Below are 15,210 nucleotides of genomic sequence, written 5' to 3'. Positions count from 1 at the left end.
GGCGATGAGCCATCAAGCGGCCGACGACCGCTACGACGCCATGCAGTATCGCTTCTGCGGCCGGTCCGGGCTGAAGCTGCCGTTGATCTCGTTGGGGTTGTGGCAGAACTTCGGTGACGACCGTCCGATGGAGACCCAGCGTGCCATCGTCCGCCGCGCCTTTGACCGCGGCGTGACGCACTTCGACCTGGCGAACAACTACGGCCCGCCCTATGGTCAGGCGGAGATCAACTTCGGCACCCTGCTCCGTCAGGATCTGGCGCCCTATCGCGACGAGTTGATCATCTCCACCAAGGCCGGGTGGGACATGTGGCCCGGTCCCTACGGTCAGGGTGGTGGCTCCCGCAAATATGTGCTGGCCTCGCTGGACCAGTCGCTGCGCCGGATGGGGCTGGACTACGTCGACATCTTCTACAGCCACCGCTTCGACCCGGACACCCCGATCGAGCAGACGATGATGGCCCTCGATCAGGCGGTGCGCAGCGGAAAGGCCCTGTATGCCGGGATTTCCTCCTATTCGGCGAAACGGACCAGGGAGGCCGCGGAGATCGCCCGGGAGCTGGGCACCCCGCTGTTGATCCACCAACCCTCCTACAGCATGTTGAACCGCTGGATCGAAGGGGATGCCGAGACCCCCTCGCTGCTCGACGAGCTGGAGCGCCAGGGCATGGGCTGCATCGCGTTCACCGCGCTCGCCCAGGGCCTGCTCACCGACAAATACCTGAACGGCATTCCGGAGGGATCCCGGGCCGCCCGCGGCGGATCGCTGACGGAGGCGATGATCACCGAGGACACCGTGAATCGCCTGCGTCGGTTGAACGAGCTGGCGCGGTCGCGTGACCAGTCGCTGGCCCAGCTGGCCCTCGCCTGGGCGCTGCGTGATCAGCGGATGACCTCACTGGTGATCGGCGCCTCCAGCGTGCCGCAGCTGGACGACAGCCTCGATGTCCTGCACAACCTGGACCTCAGCGAACAGGAACTGGAACAGATCGACCGCGACGCGGTCGAGTCCGGGGTCAACCTGTGGGCCCGACAGACCGAGGACTGATCATGGCCCCGCGCGAGCAGGTGCTGCGACACCGCTTCCGGATCCAGGAACTCGACGTGACCGACGCCGACCCGACCGAGCTGGCGGTGCTCGACCTTGGTGTCCAGCAAGGGGTCGGCGAGGCCGCGCGGACGGCCCTGGTGAACCGCGGGGTGTCCGTCCCCGACGCCCGGCGGTTGACCGGCGACTTCTCCGAGGAGTTGGTTCAGGTCTGGGCGTGGCGGGGCGCCCCGCACTACTTCCGGCGCACCGAAGTGCGCGACGTGCAGACCGCGCTCTCCCCTTCTCCGGCGCCGATGCGGGGAAACGGTGTGGCACGGCCGGACGCAAACTGGAGGACTGCATCGAGGCGCTGACCTCCGTCGCCACTGAACAGCGAGCGGTGCTCGGCAAGCCGCTGAGCAAGGGTGAGGTGTCCACCCTGCTGCAGGGCCGACTCCCCGACGAGTTGCAGGTGGCCTGCCGCTCCTGCGCGGTGACCCACTACCACGAGCAGCTGTTCCGGCTGGCGGCCGTGCACGGTGGCCTTGAGCTGCAACCGGGCACCAGCCCTCCGGTGCTGCGCCGGATCCCCGGCTGGCGGCGTACGCCCGGGCCCGCGGCCGACGCCACCCGGGCACCGAAGCACCTGCAGGTGGCCCGGGCGTACCTGCACCTGCTCGGGCCGGCCACCCCGAAGGAGGTGGCCGCCTTCTGTGAGACCTCCGTCGGCGAGATCAAGGCGGTCTGGCCTGAGGATGCCGTCGAGGTCGATCGGGCCGGCACGACGGCGTGGCTCCTGCCCGAGGACGACGACGCCTACCAGGCGGCCGCGGAACCCGCCGCCGAACCCGCGCTCAGGCTGCTCAACGGGTTCGACCTGTTCCTGGCCGCCAAGGACCGGGACCTGCTCACCGGCGGAAACCAGGCCCGGCACAAGGAACTGTGGCCCACCCTCGGCCGGCCCGGCGCGATCGCCCGCGACGGGGAGTTGCTGGGCACCTGGCGGCCACGGTCGAAGAAGGAGCGGCTCACCATCGCCTGCAGCTGGTGGGGACGACCCGGAGCAACCATCCGCAGGCAGGCCGAGGCGGCGGCGGAGCTGCTGGCTGCCGCCGGTGGACAGGAGTTCGCCGGGCTCGACTGACCCAGAACCAAAACCTTGCAATATTTACTACGCTTTGGTTGAGTGGCTCCCGTGGCCGGCGTCCATTCGATCAACAATGACGTGTTCGACATGTTCGTGGTGATCGGGTTCGGCATCATCGGCTGGCTGATGAAGAAGACGGGCTTCGAGCCCGGCCCGCTGGTGCTCGCGTTCGTGCTCGGGCCGCTCCTCGAGCAGTCCTTCCGCCAGTCCATGCTGATCGCCAAGGGGGACGCGAGCATCTTCGTCACCCGTCCGATCTCCGGCGCGATCCTCGGTGGGCTGGTGCTCACCCTGGTCGTCGTCACGGTGTTGCGCACCCGGGTCCGGCGCACGCTGACCGCCCCGGCGGCCACCGAAGGGGAGGCCGGGAACGAGAAGCCGAAGGAGGGCGCGGATGCGAGTGCCGACGACTCTGCCCGCCGCTGACCTGGCGGGTGCCGAGGCGGTGCTCAGCACCACCCGGGCGGTGCGACGCCGCCTGGACGCCGACGGCCCGGTCGATCCGGGCGTGCTGCGGCAGTGCCTGGAGCTGGCCGGCCAGGCACCCAGCGCCGGTGACCGGCAGCCGCTGCGCTGGGTGGTGGTGACCGACAAGGACACCCGTGCCGCCCTCGGTGAGATCTACCGGGCGGCATGCGCCTCCTTCGACGCCGACCGCCCACCGGTGAGCGACGAGACCACCCGGCGGTTGCGCGCGGCCTCGACCGATCTGGCCATCCGGATGGGCAGCCTGCCGGCGCTGGTGCTCGCCTGCACCACGGAGCCGGCCCCGACCGAGGCCACCGGGACGGTGGCCGCCCGCTCCTGGGGATCGGTGCTGCCAGCGGTGTGGTCGTTGCAGCAGGCATTGCGGGCATACGGGCTGGGCAGCTGCCCGACCACAGTCAGGCCTGCCCGCGCGGACAAATTTCGTGCGCTGACAAAGATTCCGCGGGAATGGACGCTGGCGGCACTGCTGCCGGTCGCCCCGATCACGGGTGACACCCTGTCCCCCGCCCCGCGCCGTGAGCTGGAGGAGATCGTGACATGGATCTGACCTGGAACGAGCAGGAAGAGGCCTTCCGCGCCGAGGCGCGGGAATGGCTCGCCGCCAACGTCCCGCGCGGGCTGCCGTCGGGTGACACCCGGGAGGGTTTCACCGCCCACCTCGACTGGGAACACACGCTGTTCGACGCCCGCTGGGCCGTGGTCTCCTGGCCGGAGGAGTTCGGCGGACGGGACGCCTCGCTGTGGGAGTGGCTGATCTTCGAGGAGGAGTACTACCGCGCCGAGGCCCCGCAACGGGTGACCCAGAACGGCATCTTCCTGCTCGCCCCCACCCTGTTCGAGTTCGGTACGCCGGAACAGCAGCAACGGATCCTGCCGCGGATGGCGGCCGCCAAGGACCTGTGGGCCCAGGGTTGGTCCGAGCCCGGTGCGGGCAGCGACCTGGCCGGTGTCCGCAGCCGGGCCGAACCGGTTGACGGCGGTTTCCGGGTCAGCGGGCAGAAGACATGGAGCACCCGGGGCGCGTTCTGCACCCACCTGTTCGGGCTCTTCCGCAGCGACCCGGAATCGCAGCGGCACAAGGGATTGACCTATCTGATGCTGCCGCTGGACGCCGACGGCGTGGAGGTGCGCGGCTTCGAGCGGCTGGACGGCGACGAAGGGTTCGCCGAGGTGTTCCTCGACGACGTGTTCGTCGGCTCCGACGACGTGATCGGCGAGGTCGGCCGCGGCTGGCAGGTAGCGATGGCGACCACCGGTTCGGAGCGGGGGCTGACCCTGCGCTCCCCCGGCCGGTTCCTGCAGGCGGCGGACCGGCTGATCACCGCCGCCCAGCAACACCCGGAGCTGCTCACCGCCTCGCTGGCCGAGAAGATCGCCGACGTGTGGTCCGACGCCCAAGCGTACCAGCAGTTCACGCTGCACCAGGTGACGCACATCGCCGACGGCACGCAAGTGGCCGCGGAATCCTCACTGAACAAGGTGTTCTGGTCCGAGATGGACGTGCGGCTGCACCAGGTGGCCCTCGAGCTGCTGGAGTCCTCGGCGGTCATCGACAACTCCTGGAGCCGCGGGTTCATGTTCTCCCTGGGTGGCACCATCTATGCCGGCACCAACGAGATCCAGCGCAACATCATCGCCGAGCGCGTGCTCGGCCTGCCGAGGAAGTGAACCCAGATGTACTTCGAGCTGACCGAGGAACAGCGCGAGCTCGCCGGCCTGACCCGCGAGGTGCTGAGTGACCAGGCGGGACCGGAGCTGTTGCGCCGACTTGACGGTGAGGACGGCCCCGCCGCTGCCGAGCGCCTGTGGCAGCAGGTGGTCGAGGTCGGGCTGACCGGCCTGCTGCTGGCCGAGGACGAGGGCGGGTTGGGCGTGGACGAGGTGTGCCTGGTCGCCGTGGCCGAGGAGTTCGGTCGCAGCTGCCTGCCGCTCCCGCTCACCGAGACGATCGCGCTGGCCCCCGAGCTCGGTGACGGCGAGCCCGCTCCTGCTGCCTGGGCAGGAGAACCGCGACCGGGCCACGGCGCCCTGACCGCCTGGCCGAACCTGGTCAAGCAGGTGGTGATCGACGATCGTCGGCACGACGCCGCAGCCGGTTCGTTCTCCCCCACCGCCTCGGTGGACCGGACCAGGCCACTGGCCGAGTTCACCCCCGGCTACGACGGCGTGGCCCTCGACGACGGGCCGCTGGCCAGGGCGCGGGCGACCGTCGGCACCGCCGCAGAGTTGATCGGCCTCTCCCGCGCCATGTTGGCGTTGGCCTGCGACTACGTGCCGCAACGCCAGCAGTTCGGCGTACCCATCGGTTCTTTCCAGGCGGTGAAGCACCACCTGGCCGACTGTCGGATTGCGATCGACTTCGCCGCACCCGCGGTCAACGAGGCCGCCTGGCTGCTCTCCGCGCGCGGCCCCGGCGACCCGCGGAGCCGACTCATCCTGGCCCAGGCCAAGCAGCGCGCCAACGAGGCCGCCCTGACCACCGCGCGCTGGGTGATCCAGTGCCACGGCGGGATGGGTTACACCACCGAATATGACCTGCACTTCTTCGCCAAGCGGGCCTGGGCGTTGGCCGTGCACCACGGCAGCTCCCGGCGGCACCGCCGCACCATCATCGACCACCTCGGGCTGGCCGGCGCCGGCCGCAACCTGGAAGGAAGCATCCGATGAGCGACACCGTCCTGCTGGAGAACCGTGAGGGCGTCTCCTGGATCACCATCAACCGTCCCGACAGCATGAACGCGCTGGATCCCGCCACCCACGAGAAACTGCGCGGGGCACTGCAGGCTGCCGACGTCGACCCGGACACCCGGGCGATCGTGCTCACCGGTGCCGGACACAAGGCGTTCTGCGCCGGCGGTGACGTGAAGGGGATGGTCGGCGAGACCAGTTTCGGTGGCGCGGACCGGGTGCTCTCGGTGGGTCGCGACCTGATCGACATCCTGACCCGGTTGGAAAAACCGATCATCGCCGCGGTGAACGGGGTGGCGGTCGGTCTCGGCGCGACCATCGCACTGATGTGCGACATCACCTATCTGGCCGACACCGCACGGATCGGTGACCGGCACGTCAACGTCGGGCTGGTGGCCGGGGACGGTGGAGCGGCGATCTGGCCGATGCTCATCGGTCCCTCGCGGGCCAAGGAGTTCCTGATGACCGGGCGGCTGATGCCGGCCGAGGAGGCCGAGCGGATCGGGCTGGTGTCGCGGAGCGTGCCCGCCGCCGAGCTGCTCGACACCGTCGCCGCCCTGGCGGGTGAGTTGGCGGCGTTGCCGCCGTACGCCGTGCGGGCTACCAAGCTGTCGATCAACAAGATGATGCAGCTGCAGGTGGCCCAGTTGATGGACCTGTCGCTGGCCTACGAACACCTGTCGATGAAGTCCGCCGATCACCAGGAGGCCCTGCAGGCGTTCCTGGAGAAGCGCCCAGGCACCTACACGGGGCGCTGAGAATGACCGACCCGGCCTCGCTGGCCCCCCTGCTCACCGCCCGGGCGATCGCCGTCGTGGGCGCCTCGGCCAATCCGTACAAGCCGTCGGGGCGGACGCTGCGTTACCTGCGCCGCTACGGTTTCCCCGGCAAAGTGTTCGGGGTGACCCGAGCCGGCGGGAGGTGCACGGCTATCCCTGTTTCAACTCGGTGGCTGAGCTTCCTGGGCCCGTGGACGTGGCGGTGATCGCCCTCCCCGCCGGGTGGGTGGCGGCCGCGATCGCCGAGTGCGGCGGGGCCGGGATCCCGGTGGCCGTGGTCTACGCCTCCGGCTTCGGCGAGGTGGGTGCGGCCGGTGCGCAGCTGGAACGGGAGCTGGCCGAGGCGGCGCGGGCAGCCGGCGTACGCCTGGTCGGCCCCAACTGCAACGGCGTGATCGTGGCCTGCAAACGGATGCCGCTCACCTTCATGTCCGGGGTGGACGACCCGGATCTCGAGCTGCGGGACCACGGTGCCGCCTTCGTCACCCAGAGCGGGGCGATGGGCGCCTTCGTGCTGCAGCAGGCCCAGGCCGCGGGGTTCGGGCTGGGCACCTTCGTCAGCACCGGCAACGAGACCGACACCGGCACCCCGGAGCTGATCGAGCTGCTGCTGGACCAGCCGGGGACCGAGGTGGTGCTCAGCTATCTCGAGGGCATCGAGGACCCGCCCGCACTGGCCGCCGCCTTCGACGAGGCGTCGCGGCGCGAGGTGCCGGTGGTGGTGATGAAGGTCGGTCGCAGCGCGGCCGGGGCCGCCGCGGCCGCCTCGCACACCGGTGCACTGGCCGGCGCCGACGAGGTGGTCGACGGGTTTCTCTCCCAGCACAGGGCGATCCGCGCCCACGATCTCGACGAGTTGCTCGACCTGGGCCGCATCTTCTGTTTCGCTCCCGCGCTGCGCGGGCGCCGACTGTCGGTGGTCACCCTCTCCGGCGGTGCCGGGGTGCTGGTCACCGACGCGGCCGAGGAACACGGCCTGCGGGTGCCCGGATGGTCCGCCGACTGGCGGGAGCGGATGGCGGCGGTGCTGCCGTCGTTCGCCTCCACCGGCAACCCAATCGACGTGACCGGCGCCCTGCTCGGTGACACCACGTTGCTGGCCAGGTCGCTCGACGTCGCGATCTCCCACCCCGACACCGACGCCGTCCTGGTCGTGCTCGGCAACATGCAGACCGAGGAGGACGAGGCCTGCGCGATGATCGCCGACGCCGCCCGGCGGACTGACAAGCCGGTGGTCACGGTCTGGGTGGGCGGCACCGGCCGGGTTCCCGGAATCCTCGCAGAGGCTGGACTCCCCGCCTTCACCGAGCCGGTTCGGGCGGTCCGGGCGATCGCCGCCCTGGCCGAGTGGCACCGACTACCCGCGCTGCCCGGGGCCCGGCGTACCCCCGCGGACGCCCCGGGGGCCGCGCCGGTCCAGCTGGACGAGGTGGCGGCCAAGCAGCTGCTGGCCGACGCGGGGATCCCCACTGCGCGGGAGCGAGCCGTGCACACGGTCGATGAAGCGATCACAGCCGCCGAGGAGCTCGGATTTCCCGTGGTGGTGAAGTTTCTCTCCGCCGAGGTGGGCCACAAGTCCGAGCTGGGACTGGTTCGGGTCGGGCTGCCTGATGCGGCGGCGGTTCGCGAGGCGGCCGGCCAGGTGCTGGACCGTGCGCCGTCGGACGTGGCCGACCGGCGCCTGTTGGTGCAGGAAATGGTGCTCTCCGACACCGAGCTGATCCTCGGCATGAAACGGGATCCGGTGTTCGGGCCGGTGGTGCTGCTCGGTATCGGCGGTGTGCTGACCGAGGTGACGGCCGACGCTCAGGTGCGGGTGCCGCCGCTGTCGGAGGCCGACGCCCACTCGATGATGGATTCGCTGGCGCTGAGCGCGCTGCTCGACGGCCCGCAGGGGCGTACGCCGGTCGACCGGGCGGCGCTGGCGCAGGTGTTGCGCCGCTTCGCCGACCTGGCCGCCGGCACCGATCTTGCCGCCCTGGAGGTGAATCCGCTGCTGGTCCGCGCGGACGGATCGGTGGTTGCGGTGGACGCGCTGGCGGTGATCAGGGAAGCTGGGTGATCATGTCCCGCCTGCCCAAAGCCTCCGATGTGGTGGTCACCGCGATCCGTGACCGGATCCTGCGGCAGCGGCTGCCGGTCGGGCACCGGTTGCCCTCCGAGGTCGAGCTGGCCGCGGAGCTGGGCGTGGGCCGGGTCGCCGTCCGCGAGGCGTTGCGGCTGCTCGAGCGCGACGGCCTGGTCGAGGTGCGCCGCGGAGTGACCGGTGGCGTCTTCGTCCGTCACCCCGAGCTGGGTCAGGTCAGCGACGTTATCTCGCTGCTGTTCGCGACGCGATCCACCACGATCGCCGAGTGGGTGGAGTTCCGGCTGCTGCTGGAGCCGACCGCCGCGGAACTGGCGGCCCGGCACGCGACCGCTGAGCAGCGGGAGGTGTTCGCCGTCCACGCCGCCGCGGCAGGAGTCGACCTGGCCTACGTGCCCGACCTGCATCTCGCGGTCGCGGAGGCGAGCGGCAACTCGGTTCTTGCGGTGTCGTTGGAATCCCTGCGCCGACCGTTCACCGAACACTTCCGTCCCCGGCTGATCTCCGAGGCCGACCTGGAGGCGACCTCCGCCGCCCACATCCGAATCAGTGAGCGGATCCTCGCGGGCGATGCTCCCGGAGCCCGGCGGGCGATGACCAGGCACCTGACCGGTTATCGCGACTACATGGAACAGCGGGGGTTGATGTCGGCGCCGCTGATCAATCTCGACCAGCGGTGAGCGCGCCCGTTTCGTTCAGCGGGGCAGGTTGCGCAGGTTGGAGCGCGCCATCGACACAGCCTCGCCCGCGCCGCCGTTGAGCACGATCCGACTCATCGCGGTGGCGAACCCGAAGATCTGCGCCGAGGTGATCTTCGGCGGCAGGGACAACGCCATGGGATCGGTGATCACGTCGACCAGTGCCGGTCCCGGGTGCGCCAACGCCTGCCTGAAGGCGGCCTCCAACTTCTTCGGGTCGTCCACCCGGATCGAGTGCCAGCCCATCGCCCGGGCGATCCCGGCATAGTCCACCGCGGGGACGTCGACGCCGAAGTCGGGCAGCTTGTCGACCAACATCTCGAGCTTGACCATGCCCAGGGTGGAGTTGTTGAATACCACCACGTTGAGGGGGAGGTCATACATCGCGACGGTGAGCATTTCCCCGAGCAGCATGGACAATCCGCCGTCACCGGACATCGAGATCACCTGGCGGCCCCGGTCGGCGAGCTGGGCACCGATCGCCTGCGGCAGGGCGTTCGCCATCGACCCGTGCAGGAAGGATCCCAGCAGCCGCCGCGAACCGAGCGGGTTGATGTAACGCGCGCTCCATACGTTGCACATCCCGGTGTCGGCGGCGAACACCGCATCATCGGCCGCCACCTGATCCAGGACCGAGGCGGCGTATTCGGGGTGGATCGGCTTGAGCTTCTCCACCTTGCGGGTGTAGGCGCCGACCGCCTTGTTCATCAGTTCGTCGTGTCGCTTCAGCGTCTTGTCCAGGAACCGACGGCTCTTCTTTCGCTGCACCAGCGGCAACAGCGCCCGCAGGGTGGCGCCGACGTCTCCGTGCACGGGCAGGTCCACCGAGGTACGCCGGCCGATCACGCTGGCGTCCCGGTCAACCTGCGCCGTGGTGACCTCGGGCAGGAACTGGTCATAGGGGAAGTCGGTGCCGAGCATCAGCAGCAGCTGGGCGTCCTCCATTCCTGCCGCCGCCGCGCCATAGCCGAGCAGACCGGTCATCCCGACGTCGAACGGGTTGTCGAACTGGATGTGCTCCTTGCCACGCAGGGAATGCCCGATCGGCGCACCGATCAACTCGGCCAACGCGACAACCGCGTCGTGTTCACCGGTGATGCCGGCCCCGACGAAGAGAGCCACCCGGTCGACAGCGTTGATCGCGTCGGCGAGCTGCTGGACCACCTCGACGGGTGGGGTGAGGATCCCTGTGCGCACAGAAACATAGCGAGGCGCCCCGGCCGCCACCGGTTCGTCGGCAATGTCACCGGGCAGGGTGACCACGGCGACTCCGGGTTCCGCGACGGCGTGCCGGATGGCCGAGTTGACGACCCGGGGTGACTGGGTCGGCGTGGAGATCAGTTCGGAATAGACCGAGCACTCGTTGAAGATCCGGTCGGGGTGGGTCTCCTGGAAATAGGACTCACCGATCTGCGCGGTCGGGATGTGGCTGGCAATGGCGATCACGGGCGCTCCGGACCGGTTCGCGTCATAGAGGCCGTTGATCAGGTGCAGGTTGCCCGGACCACAGGAACCTGCGCAGGCGGCGAGCTCTCCGGTCAGCTGGGCCTCCGCACCCGCGGCGAAGGCGGCGGACTCCTCGTGCCGGACGTGGATCCAGTCGATGCCGCCCTTCGCGGAGCCGCCGGTGCGGCGTACCGCATCGACGACGGGGTTCAGACTGTCCCCCACGATGCCATAGATGCGGCGTACGCCGGCAGCGCGAAGTTGGGCAACTACCTGGTCTGCAACTGTTTCGGTCATGACTCAACTAGACACCAGGGGTCGGATCGTTCAACACCGGGGGCCTTGCTCAGCGCGGTACTCGACGGCCCAGGTAGGCCATGATCCGTTCGGTTTCGTTGGCGTCGGCGGGCGGCTCGGTCTCGGGGCCGAACATCCCCGGGGATCGCATCCGCTCCGGCGGGATCCGGGAAACCGTGCTGTGCAGGAAATCCCGCAGTTCCTCGGGGAGTTCGAGGCGTACGCCCTGGGATGCGGCCACGTCCCAGGCGTGCACCGCCAGGTCGCAGGCGGGTACGGCGAGCTGGCGCCCGACCGGCCCCCGGCCATAGGCGGTCTGACGCTGGGTCGTCAGGTCGGCCTCGGCCAGTGCGTCGTGCACCTCGCTGGCTCGCTGCCCCCAGCGCGCCATCATGGTGAGCGGGGTGAGTCCGGCGTTGGCCGGGTCCGCGGGCGCGCTCGCGACGTCGCCGTCACCGAGCAGGGCCAGCACCTTGCCCATCGTGCCCACCACATGGCCGGCAACGTCGATGGCCCGCCAGTTGTCGCACGGGGTGATCGCGTTCGGATCCGTGGTGTGGGCCAGCACCTCGGTGAACTCGTCCAGCGCCAGTTCCAGCATCTCCGCGGGTGTGCTCATGCAGCCACCCTAGATCCCCCACGCTGGCTGAGCCTGTCGAAGCCTGCAGGCGATCAACAAGCGTGCCCCGCGCAGCCTGCTGATGCTGCCGCTGCTGGGCTCCGCAGCCGGGGGCGCACTGGTCGGCGTGCTCGCCGCCATCGACCGGGCAAAGGGCAACCGTCCCCTGCTCATCCTCGGCGCGGGTCTGGCCGTCGCCGCCTTCACCGTCACGGCGGCCTACCACGTGCCCTGCAACAACCAGTTGGCCACCCTGACCGCCGGCTCCGCCGCCGCAAAGGACTACTGGCTCAGCTATGCGCGCGACTGGACTCGGATGAACCACGTCCGCGTCGCCCTGCTGCTCGCCTCCGGCGCGTGCCTGGTCGCCGGCGCGCTCAACGACTGACCCACGACACCAACTGGACTAGAGGTGCCGCAGGAACCGCTGCGGGTCACCCAGAAAGTTCCGCTCCCCGACCACCAGCTCCAGATCACCCCACTCGGCCTCGTGCCAGCCGTCACCGTCCAGCTCCAGCAGCGTCGCCCCCGGCAAGGCCGCCAGCACCGGCGAATGCGTCGCCAGCACCAACTGCACGCCCGGCTCGGCCAACAGGTCGATCAGCGTCGCCAGCACCCGCAGCGACGACCCGAACGACAGCGCCGACTCCACCTCGTCGAACAGGTACAACCCGGGCTGCGGTGCGCCCAGACGGTCGAAGCACCGCCCCTCGATCACGTCCAGGAACGATTCCCCGTGGCTGCGCCGGTGATAGTTCGCCCCGCCGGCCGACTCCAGATAGCTGTACAGCCCGTGCATCGTCTCCGCACGCAGGAAAAATCCCGCGCGACTCGCCCCTGCACCCCGCACCAGGTGCAGCTCCCCGGCCAGCGCCGACTCGGTCTCGCTGGTTCGGTGCTGGTGCCCGGTCGAGCCACCCTCCACGTTCAGCCCGTACGCCCCAGCGATCGCCTCCACGACGGTCGACTTGCCCGAACCGTTCTCCCCGACCAGCACTGTGGCCTGCCCCAGTTCCAGCCCGTCGGTGAGCAGACTTCTGACCGCCGCAATGGTGTGCGGCCAGACCCCACCGGGCCGCACCCCCTGGCGCGCCTCGATCCGGCGTACCGGACGGGGGACCTGCCAACTGACCACGGGCTAGTGCGCCGCCTCGTGCCAGGACCGCCCGGTGCCCACCGACACGTCCAGCGGAACCGTCAGCTCGACCGCGTGACCCATCTTGTCCCGGACCAGCTCCTCGACCCGCTCCCGCTCCCCCGGCGCGACCTCGAGCACCAGCTCGTCGTGCACCTGCAACAGCATCCGCGAGGCCAGTTCCTCCTTGCGCAACTGGGATTCCACGTCCAGCATCGCCACCTTGATGATGTCGGCGGCCGAACCCTGGATGGGCGCGTTCAGCGCCATCCGCTCGGCCATCTCACGTCGCTGCCGGTTGGAACTCATCAGGTCCGGCAGATAGCGTCGCCGGCCCAGGATCGTCTCGGTGTATTCGGTGCGCCGGGCCTCCTTCACCAACCCCTGAAGATAATCTCGCACTCCGCCGAACTCCTCGAAGTATTCCTCCATCAGCCCCTTGGCGTCGGACACCTCGATGCCCAGCTGCTGGCTCAGCCCATAGGCGCTCAACCCGTAGGCCAGGCCGTAGTTCATCGCCTTGATTCGGGCCCGCTGCTCGACGGTCACCTCCTCGGCCGGGGTGTCGAACACCTTCGCCGCGGTCACCGTGTGGAAGTCCTTGCCCGAACGGAACGCCTCGATCAACGACTCGTCCGCCGATGCGTGCGCCATGATCCGCATCTCGATCTGCGAATAGTCCGCCGTCAGCAGCGTCTCGAACCCCTTGCCCACAACGAAAGCCTCCCGGATCCGTCGCCCCTCCTCGGTGCGGATCGGGATGTTCTGCAGGTTGGGCTCGGTGCTCGACAACCGACCGGTCGCGGCGATGGTCTGCAGATAGGTGGTGTGGATCCGCCCGTCATCGGCGACCGACTTGAGCAACCCCTCCACGGTCTGCCGCAGCCGGATCGCGTCGCGGTGGGCCAGCAGGTGCGCCAGGAACGGGTGCTCGGTCTTGGCGAACAGACCCTGCAACGCGTCGGCGTCGGTGGTCCACCCCGACTTGGTGCGCCGGGTCTTCGGCATCTTCAGCTCGTCGAACAGCACCACCTGCAGCTGCTTCGGCGAACCCAGATTGATCTGCTTGCCCAGCACCGCGTACGCCTGATCGGCGGCGCTGGTCACCTGCGCGTCGAAGTGCGACTCGAGTGACTCGAGGTGGTCCAGGTCAACCGCAACACCGAGCCTTTCCATCGAGGCAAGGGTTTCCTGCAGCGGCAGCTCCACCCCCGCCAGCAGGTCCGACTGGTGGCGCTCCGCGAGCTCGGCGTCCAGCGCCTCGGCCAGGTCGATCACCGCGCGGGCGCGTACCATCGCCGCCTGCTGGGCCGCCTGATCGGCACCCGGGTCGTCGAACAGCGCCTCCTGGGCGTCGTCGTCGACCGCGCCGGTCTCCTCCACGCGGAGCTCCCGCTTCAGGTGCCGGATGGACAGGTCGCCCAGGTCGAAGGTGCGCTGGTCCGGACGCAGGATGTACGCCGCCAGCTGGGTGTCGCAGTCGAGCCCGCGCAGCTCCCACCCGCGGGACCAGATCGCCAGCCGCGGCCCCTTGGCATCGTGCATCGCCTTCAGTCGTTCAGAATCCGCGAGCCACTCCGCCAGCGCCCGCTCGTCGTCGGGGCCGAGATCGGCCACCTCGACCCAGGCCGCGGCGCCGTCACTGGAGGCCAGCGCCACCCCGACCACGTCCCCGCTGCCGCTGGCCCACTGACCCACCACGTCGACCCCGGTGCGCTTCTGGCCGGTGGTGTGCTCGGCCAGCCACTGGGCCAGCTCACCGGCCCCCAGCACCGAGCCGGCCAGCTCGAAGCCGCCCTCAGGCTCGGTCTCCTCCGGCGGCAGGGTTTCCAGCAGCCGATCCCGCAGCACCCGGAACTCCAGCGCGTCGAACAGCTCGTGGGTGGCCTCGCGGTCCCACGCCCGCCGTTCCAGCTCCTCGATCCCGACCGGCAGCGGCAGGTCGCGTTTCAGCGCGTTGACCTCGCGGTTGATCCGCACCTGCTCCAGATGCTCGCGCAGGTTGTTGCCGGCGACCCCCTTGATCTGGTCGGCGTGCGCCAGCAGGTTCTCCAACCCCTCCCACTCGCCCAACCACTTGGCGGCGGTCTTCGGCCCGACCTTGGGCACGCCGGGCAGGTTGTCGGAGGTCTCCCCGACCAGCGCCGCCAGCTCGGGATAGCGGGCCGGCGCGACCAGATATTTCTCCTGCACCGCGTCCGGGGTCATCCGGGCCAGGTCGGAGACGCCCTTGCGCGGATAGAGCACGGTCACGTGCTCGGTGACCAACTGCATCGCGTCCCGGTCACCGGTGCAGATCAGCACGTCCACGCCCTGCTCGGGGGCGGTGGTGGCCAGGGTGGCGATGATGTCGTCGGCCTCGTACCCCTCCACCTCCACGTGGGTGATGTTCAACGCGTCCAACACCTCCTTGACCAGCTGCACCTGTCCCTTGAACTCGTCCGGGGAAGCGCTCCGGTTGGCCTTGTAGTCGGCGTACACCTCGGAGCGGAAGGTCTTGCGGGACACGTCGAACGCAACCGCGATGTGGGTCGGCTGCTCGTCGCGGAGCACGTTGATCAGCATCGAGGTGAACCCGAACACCGCGTTGGTGTGCTGCCCGGTGCGTGTGGCGAAGTTCTCCACCGGCAGCGCGAAGAACGCGCGATAGGCCACCGAGTGACCGTCGATCAGCAGCAGCCGCGGGGGGCGCTCCGCCTCGGTCGGCGCATCCTTGGGTCCAGTCGTCGCAGCAGGCACACCCCAGAGACTACCGAGAACGACCGACGCACCATGCCGGTCGCCCCGAGGACACCG

At 69.6% G+C, this 15,210-nt stretch carries 15 protein-coding genes and 1 pseudogene; 12 read left to right on the top strand and 4 right to left on the bottom strand.

The window, feature by feature from the left end:
- Nucleotides 1-4: 4 nt before the first annotated feature.
- The 11 genes and pseudogenes from mgrA to CGZ93_RS03080 all read left to right on the top strand — a co-directional run bounded on the left by mgrA (nucleotide 5) and on the right by CGZ93_RS03080 (nucleotide 8,899).
- A complete protein-coding gene (gene mgrA / locus CGZ93_RS03120; protein WP_094362692.1) occupies nucleotides 5-1,048 on the top strand; it encodes an L-glyceraldehyde 3-phosphate reductase in 1,044 nt (347 codons plus the stop codon).
- A complete protein-coding gene (locus CGZ93_RS19855) occupies nucleotides 945-2,174 on the top strand; it encodes a DNA glycosylase AlkZ-like family protein (protein ID WP_094362691.1) in 1,230 nt (409 codons plus the stop codon). Before mgrA ends, CGZ93_RS19855 begins: the two co-directional genes overlap by 104 nt.
- Before the next feature lie 42 nt (nucleotides 2,175-2,216).
- Nucleotides 2,217-2,603 (top strand): tripartite tricarboxylate transporter permease, encoded by a 387-nt coding sequence (locus tag CGZ93_RS03110; protein WP_141211055.1) that lies wholly within the window; start codon nucleotides 2,217-2,219, stop codon nucleotides 2,601-2,603.
- Nucleotides 2,572-3,213, top strand: a complete 642-nt coding sequence (locus CGZ93_RS03105) for a nitroreductase family protein (RefSeq protein ID WP_094362689.1) — start codon at nucleotides 2,572-2,574, stop codon at nucleotides 3,211-3,213. Before CGZ93_RS03110 ends, CGZ93_RS03105 begins: the two co-directional genes overlap by 32 nt.
- Nucleotides 3,204-4,334 carry an acyl-CoA dehydrogenase family protein gene (locus CGZ93_RS03100; protein WP_094362688.1) on the top strand — a complete coding sequence of 377 codons (1,131 nt, stop codon included), beginning with the start codon at nucleotides 3,204-3,206 and terminating at the stop codon, nucleotides 4,332-4,334. Before CGZ93_RS03105 ends, CGZ93_RS03100 begins: the two co-directional genes overlap by 10 nt.
- 6 nt (nucleotides 4,335-4,340) lie before the next feature.
- On the top strand, nucleotides 4,341-5,333 hold the full coding sequence (locus tag CGZ93_RS03095; protein ID WP_094362687.1) for an acyl-CoA dehydrogenase family protein: 993 nt from the start codon (nucleotides 4,341-4,343) through the stop codon (nucleotides 5,331-5,333).
- Nucleotides 5,330-6,112, top strand: coding sequence for an enoyl-CoA hydratase/isomerase family protein (locus CGZ93_RS03090; protein WP_094362686.1), 783 nt, complete (start codon nucleotides 5,330-5,332; stop codon nucleotides 6,110-6,112). Before CGZ93_RS03095 ends, CGZ93_RS03090 begins: the two co-directional genes overlap by 4 nt.
- A gap of 2 nt (nucleotides 6,113-6,114) precedes the next feature.
- Nucleotides 6,115-6,339 carry a CoA-binding protein gene (locus CGZ93_RS20005; protein ID WP_407643917.1) on the top strand — a complete coding sequence of 75 codons (225 nt, stop codon included), beginning with the start codon at nucleotides 6,115-6,117 and terminating at the stop codon, nucleotides 6,337-6,339.
- Nucleotides 6,273-6,518: pseudogene (locus tag CGZ93_RS20000) on the top strand (CoA-binding protein); the annotation flags it as partial. The gene CGZ93_RS20005 and the pseudogene CGZ93_RS20000, both read left to right, overlap by 67 nt.
- A 27-nt stretch (nucleotides 6,519-6,545) precedes the next feature.
- Nucleotides 6,546-8,195, top strand: coding sequence for an acetate--CoA ligase family protein (locus CGZ93_RS03085; RefSeq protein ID WP_407643921.1), 1,650 nt, complete (start codon nucleotides 6,546-6,548; stop codon nucleotides 8,193-8,195).
- A 2-nt stretch (nucleotides 8,196-8,197) separates the two neighbouring features.
- Nucleotides 8,198-8,899: a FadR/GntR family transcriptional regulator gene (locus CGZ93_RS03080; RefSeq protein WP_094362684.1), complete on the top strand. Its 702-nt coding sequence runs from the start codon at nucleotides 8,198-8,200 to the stop codon at nucleotides 8,897-8,899.
- A 15-nt stretch (nucleotides 8,900-8,914) separates the two neighbouring features.
- Here CGZ93_RS03080 and CGZ93_RS03075 read toward each other — a convergent pair whose 3' ends face one another.
- Nucleotides 8,915-10,660 carry a pyruvate dehydrogenase gene (locus CGZ93_RS03075; protein WP_094362683.1) on the bottom strand — a complete coding sequence of 582 codons (1,746 nt, stop codon included), beginning with the start codon at nucleotides 10,658-10,660 and terminating at the stop codon, nucleotides 8,915-8,917.
- Between the two features lie 49 nt (nucleotides 10,661-10,709).
- Complete coding sequence (locus CGZ93_RS03070; RefSeq protein WP_094362682.1) at nucleotides 10,710-11,279, bottom strand: TIGR03086 family metal-binding protein; 570 nt, start codon at nucleotides 11,277-11,279, stop codon at nucleotides 10,710-10,712.
- A gap of 82 nt (nucleotides 11,280-11,361) precedes the next feature.
- Between CGZ93_RS03070 and CGZ93_RS03065 the strand changes: the two genes are divergently transcribed.
- A complete protein-coding gene (locus CGZ93_RS03065) occupies nucleotides 11,362-11,667 on the top strand; it encodes an anthrone oxygenase family protein (protein WP_094362681.1) in 306 nt (101 codons plus the stop codon).
- Nucleotides 11,668-11,685: 18 nt separating this feature from the next.
- Here the strand turns inward: CGZ93_RS03065 and CGZ93_RS03060 are convergent, their stop codons facing one another.
- Both CGZ93_RS03060 and polA read right to left on the bottom strand, forming a co-directional pair.
- Complete coding sequence (locus tag CGZ93_RS03060) at nucleotides 11,686-12,414, bottom strand: AAA family ATPase (RefSeq protein WP_094362680.1); 729 nt, start codon at nucleotides 12,412-12,414, stop codon at nucleotides 11,686-11,688.
- A gap of 3 nt (nucleotides 12,415-12,417) precedes the next feature.
- A complete protein-coding gene (polA, locus tag CGZ93_RS03055; RefSeq protein WP_229117165.1) occupies nucleotides 12,418-15,153 on the bottom strand; it encodes a DNA polymerase I in 2,736 nt (911 codons plus the stop codon).
- Nucleotides 15,154-15,210 lie beyond the last annotated feature (57 nt).

This window comes from Enemella dayhoffiae, from assembly GCF_002250625.1.
Taxonomy (GTDB): domain Bacteria; phylum Actinomycetota; class Actinomycetes; order Propionibacteriales; family Propionibacteriaceae; genus Enemella; species Enemella dayhoffiae.
This window is presented reverse-complemented; position numbering and strand designations above follow the sequence as displayed.